This window comes from Microbulbifer sp. (genome assembly GCF_036563125.1).
Taxonomy (GTDB): domain Bacteria; phylum Pseudomonadota; class Gammaproteobacteria; order Pseudomonadales; family Cellvibrionaceae; genus Microbulbifer.
Map to the genome: position 1 here is coordinate 1 of NZ_DATCMV010000040.1, position 10,473 is coordinate 10,473.

The 10,473-nt window shown below is 60.0% G+C and carries 12 protein-coding genes and 1 pseudogene; 11 read left to right on the forward strand and 2 right to left on the reverse strand.

Annotated elements, in window-relative coordinates; all coding sequences use genetic code 11:
* Positions 1-1,472: proline--tRNA ligase (locus tag VIL80_RS03255; RefSeq protein WP_332034728.1), on the reverse strand; the 1,472-nt coding region annotated here is incomplete at its 3' end.
* A 119-nt stretch (positions 1,473-1,591) separates the two neighbouring features.
* Positions 1,592-2,044: an HU family DNA-binding protein gene (locus tag VIL80_RS03260; RefSeq protein WP_332034729.1), complete on the reverse strand. Its 453-nt coding sequence runs from the start codon at positions 2,042-2,044 to the stop codon at positions 1,592-1,594.
* A 305-nt stretch (positions 2,045-2,349) separates the two neighbouring features.
* On the opposite strand from VIL80_RS03260, the gene VIL80_RS03265 reads away from it, so the two are divergent.
* The 11 genes and pseudogenes from VIL80_RS03265 to VIL80_RS03315 all read left to right on the forward strand — a co-directional run.
* A complete protein-coding gene (locus tag VIL80_RS03265; RefSeq protein WP_332034730.1) occupies positions 2,350-2,631 on the forward strand; it encodes an FmdB family zinc ribbon protein in 282 nt (93 codons plus the stop codon).
* A 32-nt stretch (positions 2,632-2,663) separates the two neighbouring features.
* Complete coding sequence (aspS, locus tag VIL80_RS03270) at positions 2,664-4,442, forward strand: aspartate--tRNA ligase (protein WP_332034731.1); 1,779 nt, start codon at positions 2,664-2,666, stop codon at positions 4,440-4,442.
* 93 nt (positions 4,443-4,535) lie between these two features.
* Positions 4,536-5,279 (forward strand): YebC/PmpR family DNA-binding transcriptional regulator, encoded by a 744-nt coding sequence (locus VIL80_RS03275; RefSeq protein WP_332034732.1) that lies wholly within the window; start codon positions 4,536-4,538, stop codon positions 5,277-5,279.
* A gap of 150 nt (positions 5,280-5,429) precedes the next feature.
* On the forward strand, positions 5,430-5,960 hold the full coding sequence (gene ruvC / locus VIL80_RS03280) for a crossover junction endodeoxyribonuclease RuvC (RefSeq protein WP_318955021.1): 531 nt from the start codon (positions 5,430-5,432) through the stop codon (positions 5,958-5,960).
* Between the two features lie 51 nt (positions 5,961-6,011).
* Entirely contained in the window at positions 6,012-6,623 is a 612-nt protein-coding gene (gene ruvA, locus VIL80_RS03285) for a Holliday junction branch migration protein RuvA (RefSeq protein WP_318955020.1), read from the forward strand.
* A 31-nt stretch (positions 6,624-6,654) separates the two neighbouring features.
* Positions 6,655-7,674 (forward strand): Holliday junction branch migration DNA helicase RuvB, encoded by a 1,020-nt coding sequence (gene ruvB / locus VIL80_RS03290; protein WP_332034733.1) that lies wholly within the window; start codon positions 6,655-6,657, stop codon positions 7,672-7,674.
* Between the two features lie 133 nt (positions 7,675-7,807).
* A complete protein-coding gene (ybgC, locus tag VIL80_RS03295; protein WP_332034734.1) occupies positions 7,808-8,212 on the forward strand; it encodes a tol-pal system-associated acyl-CoA thioesterase in 405 nt (134 codons plus the stop codon).
* 4 nt (positions 8,213-8,216) lie between these two features.
* Positions 8,217-8,909: a protein TolQ gene (tolQ, locus tag VIL80_RS03300; RefSeq protein ID WP_332034735.1), complete on the forward strand. Its 693-nt coding sequence runs from the start codon at positions 8,217-8,219 to the stop codon at positions 8,907-8,909.
* A gap of 35 nt (positions 8,910-8,944) precedes the next feature.
* The gene (tolR, locus tag VIL80_RS03305; RefSeq protein WP_332034736.1) at positions 8,945-9,376 is read left to right on the forward strand and encodes a protein TolR; all 432 of its coding nucleotides are present in this window, start codon (positions 8,945-8,947) and stop codon (positions 9,374-9,376) included.
* Positions 9,377-9,392: 16 nt separating this feature from the next.
* Entirely contained in the window at positions 9,393-10,175 is a 783-nt protein-coding gene (gene tolA / locus VIL80_RS03310) for a cell envelope integrity protein TolA (protein WP_332034737.1), read from the forward strand.
* Positions 10,175-10,473: pseudogene (locus tag VIL80_RS03315) on the forward strand (Tol-Pal system beta propeller repeat protein TolB); the annotation flags it as partial. The gene tolA and the pseudogene VIL80_RS03315, both read left to right, overlap by 1 nt.

The following is a 10,473-nucleotide window of genomic DNA, read 5'->3' on the forward strand; positions in this document are numbered from 1 at the left end:
GCTTCGCTCTTTTGCATATTGATCGGCACGATCGCCAGCTGGAACGGCGCGATGGCCTCCGGCCAGATGATGCCCGCATCGTCGTGGTTCTGCTCGATGGCCGCCGCCACAACCCGGGAAACCCCGATGCCGTAACAACCCATTACCATCACCTGTTCCTTGCCGTTCTCATCCAGCACCTTGGCATTCATTGCCTGGCTGTACTTGTTGCCCAGCTGGAAAATGTGGCCGACTTCGATACCGCGCTTGATTTCAATCACGCCCTCGCCGTCCGGGCTCGCATCGCCGGCAACCACATTGCGCAGGTCTTCCACGCGGGCAATCGCCACGTCGCGCTCCCAGTTCACACCGGTCAGGTGGTAATCATCCTTGTTGGCACCGCATACGAAGTCCGCCAGATGCGCCGCCGCGCGATCCACGATCACATCGATCTTCATGCCCACCGGGCCCAGGGAGCCGATGCCGCAACCCAGTTCCGCGGCGATACGTGCTTCCGGGGCAAACTGCAGCGGGCTGGCAACGCCCGGAAGCTTCTCTGCTTTCAGTTCATTCAGGTCGTGGTCACCGCGCAGCACCAGTGCTACCAGCGGCGCTTCCGCACCCTCTTCCTCGGTCTCGCCCAGCACGATCAGGGTTTTCACCGAAGTATTGGCAGCAATGCCGTAGGCCTCTTCCAGCGCAGCAATGGTTTTCTGGCCGGGGGTGTGCAGCTCCGCCATCTCTTTGGATGGAGCCGGGCGCTCACCGGCGGGCGCCACGGCCTCCGCCAGTTCCACGTTTGCCGCGTAACGGCTCACGGTGGAAAACGCGATATCGTCCTCGCCACTCTGGGCCAGCACGTGGAATTCATGGGAGTGGGAGCCGCCGATGGAGCCGGTGTCCGCCAGTACCGGGCGGTAATCCAGGCCGATGCGGTCGAAGATGCGACAGTAGGCAGCGTGCATCACATCGTAGGTTTCCTGCAGCGAGTCCGCGGTCAGGTGGAAGGAGTAGGCGTCCTTCATGGTGAACTCACGGGCGCGCATCACGCCAAAGCGCGGGCGGATCTCATCGCGGAACTTGGTCTGGATCTGGTAGAAGTTCGCCGGCAGCTGCTTGTAGCTGCTGACCTCGGTGCGGATCAGGTCGGTGATCACTTCCTCGTGGGTCGGGCCCAGGCAGAAGGGGTTGTCGTGACGATCCTGGATACGCAGCAGCTCCGGTCCGTATTGCTGCCAGCGGCCGGATTCTTCCCACAGTTCCGCCGGCTGCACCACCGGCATCAGCACTTCCAGCGCACCCGCACGGTCCATCTCCTCGCGCACGATGCGCTCCACCTTGCGCAGCACGCGCAGGCCGGTGGGCAGCCAGGTGTAGAGGCCGGAGGACAGGCGGCGGATCATGCCGGCGCGGAGCATCAGCTGGTGGCTGATGACCACAGCGTCATTGGGGGTTTCTTTCTGGGTGGCGATCAGATAGCGGGAGGCGCGCATAGGGCTTTCTTTTCTGTCGGTGAATTTAGGTAATTTTAGAGGGCGGCCATTTTACGCCGCGGGTATACAAACAGAAAACCCCGCAAAAGCGGGGTTTTCGTGGCTGAAAGCGGCGAGAATCAGGACTCGGCCATTTCCTTCAGCTTCTTCAGCGGGCGGATTTTTACCTGGATGCTCGCAGGCTTGGCCTTGAACGTGGTCTCTTCGCCAGTGAAGGGGTTGATGCCCTTGCGCGCCTTCTTGGCCGGCTTCTTCACGGTGGTGATTTTCAGCAGACCCGGCAGGGCGAATTCGCCCACAGCCTTCTTCTTCACGTGGCTTTCGATCACATTGGTCAGCTCGTCCAGAACTGCCTGAACCTGCTTGCGGGACAGCTCGGTGGTCTCGGCAATGTGATTCAGTACCTGGGTTTTGGTGAACTTTTCTTTGACTGCGGCCAGTTTCTTGGCCGGAGCAGCCTTGGCTACGGCTTTCTTGGCGGGAGCCTTTTTCGCTGCAGTCTTAGCTACAGTTTTGGCTGCTGCTTTCTTGGCGGGGGCTTTCTTAGCTGCGGCGGTCTTGCGTGCGGCCATCGTTAGCTTCCTTCTATATCAGTGTTTTTCCAGTGAAAGTGATTCGGGAGCTCCGGAAATCGGTCGGATTCTCCAGTACGACAGGGGGTTCCCAAGTACTGGACTGAGTATATCCAGTTTTTATCCGCGCGCATCGGGGAAAATTGGAAAAAAAGTGCATTTTTACAGGGTTTTGGCCGGAATTTAGCCTTTCGGTGCGGGTCGAGGTGGCTTTGCGGGCGCGCGATGCAGGTAACTTCTTCCCTCCCGGGGGCTCATGTATAATCTGCGCCCCTTTGGATGCCGTGAGATCTCAGGTTGAAACCATGCCTATCTACGAATACCAGTGCAAGGCCTGTGGCCATCAGATGGAAGCCCTGCAGCGTATGAGCGACGCTCCGCTGACGGACTGCCCGGCGTGCAACCAGGCGGAACTGAGCAAGAAAATTTCCGCAGCCGGTTTCCGGCTGAAGGGCGGCGGCTGGTACGAGACCGATTTCAAGACCGGCAGCAAGAAGAACCTGGCGGGGGACGCCGCCAAACCGAACAAGGACAAGCCGGCAGCCAGCGCGGGCACATCCACCTCCGGCACTGCCAAAGCAAGCTGATTCAACACTACTGACTAAGGGAATAAGACTCCATGCGCACCGATTATTGTGGCGCCCTGCGATCCGCCGATATTGACCGCGAAGTAACTCTGTGTGGCTGGGTAGACCGCCGCCGCGATCACGGTGGGGTGATCTTCATCGACCTGCGCGACCGCGATGGCATCGCCCAGGTGGTGTTTGATCCGGACGCCGCCGAACACTTCAAAATGGCGGACCGCGTGCGCAGCGAGTACGTTCTCAAGGTCACCGGCCGGGTGCGTGCGCGTGCGCCGGAAGCGGTCAACCCGAATATGGTGACCGGTGAAATCGAGGTTTACGGCCTGCAGCTGGAAATCCTCAACACTGCGGAAACCCCGCCCTTCCAGCTCGACGAGCACACCGCCGTCGGCGAGGACGTGCGCCTGAAATACCGCTATCTGGACCTGCGCCGCAACGAAATGCAGCGCAACCTGCGGTTCCGCTCGCAGATCACCAACGCCATCCGCAATTACCTGGACGGCGAGGGCTTCCTGGATATCGAGACCCCGATCCTCACCCGCGCCACACCCGAGGGTGCCCGTGACTATCTGGTGCCGAGCCGTACCCACGCCGGCAAGTTCTTCGCGCTGCCGCAGTCCCCGCAGCTGTTCAAACAGTTGCTGATGGTGTCTGGTTACGATCGCTACTACCAGATCGCCAAGTGCTTCCGCGACGAAGACCTGCGTGCAGACCGTCAGCCGGAATTCACCCAGATCGATATCGAGACCAGTTTCCTCGATGAAAACGCCATCATGTCCATCACCGAGGGCATGATCCGCAAACTGTTCAAGGAGCTGAAAGGCGTGGAGCTCGGCGAGTTCCCACGTATGCCATTCAGTGAAGCGATCGCGAAATTCGGCTCCGACAAGCCGGACCTGCGTATTCCGCTGGAGCTGGTGGACATCAAGGACCTGATGACCGAAGTGGACTTCAAGGTGTTCTCCGGCCCGGCGAACGATCCGAAAGGCCGCGTCACTGCGCTGAAAGTACCGGGCGGCAACGACAAACTGACCCGCAAGCAGATCGACGACTACACCAAGTTCGTCAGCATCTATGGTGCCAAGGGTCTCGCCTACATCAAGGTCAACGACAAGTCCGACCTGGAGAACGGCCTGCAGTCACCGATCGTCAAATTCCTGCCCAACGAGGTGCGCGCAGCCATCCTCGACCGCCTGCATGCGGAGAACGGCGACCTGATCTTCTTTGGCGCCGACAAGGGCAAGATCGTAACCGAGGCGCTGGGTGCCCTGCGCTGCAAACTGGGTGAAGACCTGAACCTCTACGTCGCCGAGTGGGCGCCGCTGTGGGTAGTGGATTTCCCCATGTTCGAAGAGAATGACGATGGCAGCATTACCGCGCTGCACCACCCGTTCACCTCGCCGTCCTGCCCTGCGGAAGAGCTGGAAAAGAATCCGCTGGAAGCGCTGTCCCGCGCCTACGATATGGTGCTGAACGGCACCGAGCTGGGTGGTGGCTCTATCCGTATCCACAACCAGGAAATGCAGCAGATCGTTTTCCGCGCACTGGGCATCAGCGCGGAAGAGCAGCGCGAGAAGTTCGGTTTCCTGCTGGATGCACTGAAATACGGTGCGCCGCCCCACGGTGGTCTGGCCTTCGGTCTCGACCGTCTGGTGATGCTGATGACCAGCAGCGACTCCATCCGCGACGTCATCGCCTTCCCGAAAACCCAGAGTGCCGCATGTGTGATGACCGACGCACCCGGCACGGTAGATGCCAAACAACTGCGCGAGCTGAGCATTCGCCTGCGCAGCAAAGAGGAGCAGGTGGGCTAAGCCCACCCGGCTTCTGGTTCAGGCTTCCGGCCGCCACCGGAAGCCTTTTTCATTTATAAGCCAAAGAATTCGGAGCCAAACCGGGGGTTAATCATGGCGGGACACAGTAAATGGGCCAACATCAAGCACCGCAAGGCCGCTCAGGATGCCAAGCGGGGCAAGATTTTCACCAAGATCATTCGCGAGCTGACCGTTGCTGCCAAAGCCGGCGGCAACCCGGATGACAACCCCACCCTGCGTGCCACCATCGACAAAGCCCTCGGCGCGAACATGAAGCGCGACACCATCGACAAGGCGATTGCCCGCGGCGCCGGCGCAAACGACGGTGATAACTACGAATCGGTGACCTACGAAGGTTACGGCGTTGGCGGTGTCGCGGTACTGGTGGAGTGCCTGACTGACAACCGCAACCGCACCGTCAGTGAGGTCCGTCACGCCTTCACCAAGCGCGGTGGCAACCTGGGTACCGACGGCTCCGTGGCCTACCTGTTTTCTCGCAAGGGGCAGATGTTCTACGAGTCCGGTGTGGATGAGGATGCCCTGATGGAGGCGGCGCTGGAGGCTGGTGCCGAAGATATCGTCACCAGCGACGATGGCAGCATCGAGGTGACCACAGAGTTTACCGATTACATATCGGTAAAAGAGGCGCTGACGGCAGCAGGTTTTACCCCTGGCAGCGCGGAGATCGCGATGATCCCGTCCACCACTGTAGCCCTCGATAAAGAGGGCGCGGAGAAGGTGATGGCTCTGGTAGACATGCTGGAAGATCTGGACGATGTGCAGAATGTCTACACCAATGCGGATATCCCGGAAGAGGTGATGGCGGAGCTGGACTGAGTCCACGGCTTCGTCTGCCAGTGAAATTGCCCCGCGAGTCGGGGCATTTTTGTATCCGGATATCGAGACTCCCCATTCGCCTTGACGCCCCGCGATCACCTTGGGACACTTCCCGCCAGAATTGTATAAATGTACAGGGGGCTGGCAGCCGTGACCCGAATCCTGGGGATAGATCCCGGCTCGCGCAAGACCGGCTACGGCCTGATCGATGTGGAGCGCTCGAACGCACGCTATGTGGCCAGTGGTGTAATCCGCATACCGGATGCCCCGCTGCCGGAGCGCCTCAAGCTCATTTTTGACGCGGTGAGCCAGATCGCCCAGCAATATCAGCCGCAGCAGATGGCCATCGAAAACGTGTTTATGTCCAAGAGTGCGGGCTCCGCACTGAAGCTGGGGCAGGCGCGAGGTGCGGCCATCGTCGCCGCCACCAATGCGGATCTGCCGGTGTCGGAGTACGAGGCGCGCAAGGTGAAGCAGGCGGTGGTGGGCAATGGTGCAGCGGACAAGCTGCAGGTGCAGCACATGGTCAAAACCCTGTTGAAACTGCCTGCCTCTCCACAGGAAGACGCCGCGGATGCGCTGGCGGTGGCGCTTTGCCATATGCATACCATGCAGACGCTGATTCAGGCATCCACAGGCTCTCGCGCCAGATTCCGGCGCGGGCGGTTGAGTGTTACATGACGGGTCTAAAAAAAGCCTATCCCGGAACCTTGAATAAAATCTGGAACAACAATGATCGGAAGACTCACCGGTAAACTGGCTGCGGTTCAGCCACCGCAACTTTTGTTAGACGTCCAGGGGGTTGGCTACGAAGTACTGGCTCCCATGACCACCATCTTTGAACTGCCTCAGTTGGGCGGCAATGTACAGCTGCACACTCACCTGGCGGTGTCGGAAACCTCCCAGCAGCTGTTTGGTTTTATCCGAGAATCCGATCGCCAGCTGTTCCGCATCCTGATCAAGGTCAATGGTGTCGGCCCGAAAATGGCGCTGGCGATTCTCTCCGGTCTCGACGGTGCCGCACTGGCGCGCTGTGTGGCCGACGACAATGTCGGTGCGCTGGTGAAAGTGCCCGGTGTGGGTAAAAAGACGGCCGAACGCCTGATCATCGAACTGCGCGGTAAGCTTACCCCGCAGGCCGGCGACCTTGGGGATATCCCGCTGTTGGCGGTGAATGCTGAGCCGAAAATGGATCACGCGGGTGAAGCCGAAAGCGCCCTGGTTGCACTGGGCTACAAACCCACTGACGCCAGCAAAATGGTGGCTCGCGCAGCCAAGGATCAACCCGACGCCGACAGTGCTACCCTGATCCGACACGCACTAAAGAGCATGGCTCCGGCCTGAATGTTTGAGCCTGAATGTTTGAGAAAGCCCAGTGATTGAAGCCGATCGTCTCATCGCCCCCGAACCTATCGGGCCCTCCGGCCAGGAAGAGCAGTACGACCGCGCCGTGCGCCCCAAATCACTGTCCGATTACGTCGGCCAGCCGGTGGTGCGCGAGCAGATGGAAATTTTTATCCAGGCGGCAAAGCTGCGTAACGAAGCGCTGGACCACACCCTGGTGTTCGGCCCGCCCGGTCTCGGCAAGACCACGCTGGCCAACATTATCGCCGCAGAAATGGGGGTGGCGATCAAGACCACTTCGGGCCCGGTACTGGAAAAGGCCGGGGATCTCGCGGCCATCATGACCAACCTGGAACCCGGTGATGTGCTGTTTATCGACGAAATCCACCGCCTGAGCCCCCATGTGGAGGAAGTGCTGTATCCGGCGATGGAGGACTACCAGCTCGACATCATGATCGGCGAGGGGCCGGCGGCGCGCTCCATCAAACTCGACCTGCCGCCGTTCACTCTGGTAGGCGCGACCACCCGTGCGGGCCTGCTCACCTCGCCACTGCGGGATCGCTTTGGCATCGTGCAGCGCCTCGAGTTCTACAATATCGACGACCTCACCAGTATTGTCGCCCGCTCCGCCCGTCTGATGGGGGTGGAGATGGATGAGGGGGGCGCGCGGGAAGTGGCGTGCCGCGCTCGCGGCACCCCGCGTATCGCCAACCGGCTGCTGCGCCGGGTGCGCGACTACGCCGATGTGAAAGGCAACGGTTATGTGTGTGCAGAAACCGCCGATCGCGCCCTCAATATGCTCAATGTGGATGTCCGCGGATTCGATCAGCTCGACCGTCGTATGCTGCTCACCATGATTGAGAAGTTTGACGGCGGCCCGGTGGGTGTGGACAGCCTCGCCGCCGCCATCAGTGAAGAGCGCGATACCATCGAGGATGTGCTCGAACCCTATCTGATCCAGCAGGGCTACATCACCCGCACCCCCCGCGGGCGGGTAGTGACCGCACTGGCGTATGCACATTTCGATATTCCCAAGCCTGACCGGGCCTGACGAACCGGTCGTCATCCTGTAGCATGTTGTCCATCGTTGGTTGCCGTCGGCACTTCTAGTGAGCTTGCCGGCGGCCCCAAACCGCAGAAGAAAAGAAAAACCGAGTTCGCGGTCGGCGATTTAAGGACAGCTTGTGTCAGAACCCTTCAATATTCCCATTCGTGTCTACATCGAAGATACCGATGCTGGCGGCATCGTGTATTACGTAAATTATCTAAAGTATATGGAGCGCGCCCGCACAGAATTGGTCCGCTCACTCGGCTATGATAAGCCCGCAATGCCCCAGCAGGGCCTGTTACTGGTCGTCCATTCAGCGCAGGTTCAGTATAAAAAGTCTGCAATATTAGACGATCAGTTGCAGGCCAGTGCCGCTATCGGCAAGCTGGGGCGCGCCGCCGTTACCTTCGAACAGAAAATCTGGCGCGGCGATGAAATTATTTGCGAGGGTGTGGTCAAAGTGGCCTGCGTCGACGACGCCAGCCGCAAACCCTGCGCTCTACCCGAATCCATCTATCAAGCATTGAAGGCAGTGAGTTAACAACATGAATGCCGGTGAACAACTTTCTCTGTGGGGGCTGATTTCCAGCGCCAGTCTGCTGGTACAGCTGGTGATGCTGATGCTGCTCATGGCCTCGGTGATCTCCTGGGTAATGATCATCCAGCGCGGTACCTACCTGTCCCGGGCGCGCAAGGCCATGATCAACTTCGAGCGCCGATTCTGGTCCGGTTCGGACCTGAACCAGCTGTTCCGCGACGGTAATGCCGCGGCGGAGAAGGGCAAGATCGACGGTGTCGAATCCCTGTTTCGCGCCGGATTCACCGAATTCACCCGTCTGCGCCAGCAGGGCAAGAGCAGCCCGGCGGCGGTAATGGAAGGTACCGAGCGCGCGATGCGCGTGGCCATGTCCCGGGAGCAGGAAAAGGTGGAGATGAACCTGCCGTTCCTGGCTACCGTGGGCTCCGTCAGTCCCTATATCGGTCTGTTCGGCACCGTGTGGGGCATCATGAACTCCTTTCGCGGGCTTGCCACTATGCACCAGGCGACCATCGCCACGGTGGCGCCGGGTATTTCCGAGGCACTGGTGGCTACCGCCATGGGCCTGTTTGCCGCCATTCCCGCGGTGATGGCTTACAACCGCTACTCCGCCAAGGCCGAGTGGCTGTTATCCAGTTATGAGACCTTCGCGGAAGAGTTCTCCTCCATCCTGCACCGCAAAGTGCACGCCGCCAGCTAAGGCGCCATCAGCGAAGCTGTGCCAAGAGTCGAACCATGAGCAATTTTCGCAAAGCCCCCAAGCGCAAGCTGGTCTCCGAGATCAATGTGGTGCCGTACATCGACGTGATGCTGGTGCTGCTGATCGTCTTCATGGTGACCGCGCCGCTGCTGATGCAGGGGGTCAAGGTCGATCTGCCGGACGCACCGTCCGCGCCGATCGAGGATACCGATGACGAGCCACTGATCGTGTCTGTGCGTGCGGATGGCACCTATTATCTCAATCTCGGCGAGGATGAAAAAGTCGCCAAGCCGCTGCCGGAAATCAAGGAAACCGTGGCCAAGGTGCTGCGCCAGAAGCCGAAAACCCCGGTGCTGGTATGGGGCGATACCGACGCGAAGTACGGCCTGATTGTGGGTGCCATGACGCACCTGCAGCAGGCCGGTGCGCCGAGCGTGGGGCTCGTCACCGAGCCGCCGTCAGAATGATCCGGGGCGTTCCAGTATGAATGGCTCGTACGGCCCGGCTATCGTTATAAGTGTTGCCCTGCACGCGCTGTTGATCGCGGTGCTGACCTTTGGGTGGGAGGCGGAGCACAAGAAAGAGCTCAAGCCGATGCCCAAGTTCGTGCAGGCGAAACTGGTGACGCTGGAGTCCAAGTCCAATAAGCCCAAGGCGCCGCCGAAGGTGGATTTGATCAAGCAGCGCCAGTTACAGCAGGAGCGTGAGAAGCAGCAGAAGGCGGCGGAAGACCAGAAGCGCAAGGCCGCAGCTGAGCGCAAGAAAAAGGAAGAGGCGGAAAAGAAACGCAAGGCCGACGAGGCTGCGCGCAAGAAGAAAGAGGCCGAAGACAAGGCGCGCAAGGAGAAGGAGCGCAAGGAAAAAGAGCGTAAGGAAAAGCTGGAGCAGGAGCGCAAGAGTGCTTTTGAAGAGGCGCTCGAGGATGAAGAGGAAATCCAGGATGCCAGTGACGATGCCACGGCAGTCATGTCGGTGGCCCAGGCGATCCAGCAGCGTATCCAGGCGGTATGGAGCCGTCCCCCCAGTGCCCGCAACGGCATGGTGGTGGAAGTGCAGATCAATTTCGTGCCCACGGGCCGGGTGGTGGCGGCGACCATTACCCAAGGCAGTGGCAATGCTGCGGTGGACAGATCGGTGTTGACCGCGATCAAGAAGGTGGAAGTATTCCCGGAAGTGGCCGATGTGGCCCGCGAGGAGCCGTCGCTGTTTGAGCGGCAGATCCGAACTACCAAACTCATTTTCAGACCCGAAGACCTGCGCCAATGATGAAAAAGAACGTATTACTGCTTTTTGCCACACTGGTCAGCTGCGTGCTGGCCCTGTCCGCCCGGGCACAGCTGGTGGTGGAGATTACCAGCGGCAACCAGGACCCGACCCCGATAGCGGTATCCCCGTTTGACTGGTCTGGAACCGGTGTGCTGGCGGAAGATGTGTCCGAAATTATCTCCGCCGACCTGCGCCGCAGCGGCCTGTTCGCACCGGTGCCCAGGGAGGACATGCTGTCTTTCCCGAAGACACCGGAAGAGGTGAGCTTCCGCGACTGGCGTGTGCTGGGTACCGAGTA

Coding starts and splice junctions, on each gene's coding strand:
- VIL80_RS03260 (WP_332034729.1), bottom strand. CDS start 2,044: ATGGCCGCACGCAAGACCGCCGCAGCTAAGAAAGCCCCCGCCAAGAAA.
- VIL80_RS03265 (WP_332034730.1), top strand. CDS start 2,350: ATGCCTATCTACGAATACCAGTGCAAGGCCTGTGGCCATCAGATGGAA.
- aspS (WP_332034731.1), top strand. CDS start 2,664: ATGCGCACCGATTATTGTGGCGCCCTGCGATCCGCCGATATTGACCGC.
- VIL80_RS03275 (WP_332034732.1), top strand. CDS start 4,536: ATGGCGGGACACAGTAAATGGGCCAACATCAAGCACCGCAAGGCCGCT.
- ruvA (WP_318955020.1), top strand. CDS start 6,012: ATGATCGGAAGACTCACCGGTAAACTGGCTGCGGTTCAGCCACCGCAA.
- tolQ (WP_332034735.1), top strand. CDS start 8,217: ATGAATGCCGGTGAACAACTTTCTCTGTGGGGGCTGATTTCCAGCGCC.
- tolR (WP_332034736.1), top strand. CDS start 8,945: ATGAGCAATTTTCGCAAAGCCCCCAAGCGCAAGCTGGTCTCCGAGATC.
- tolA (WP_332034737.1), top strand. CDS start 9,393: ATGAATGGCTCGTACGGCCCGGCTATCGTTATAAGTGTTGCCCTGCAC.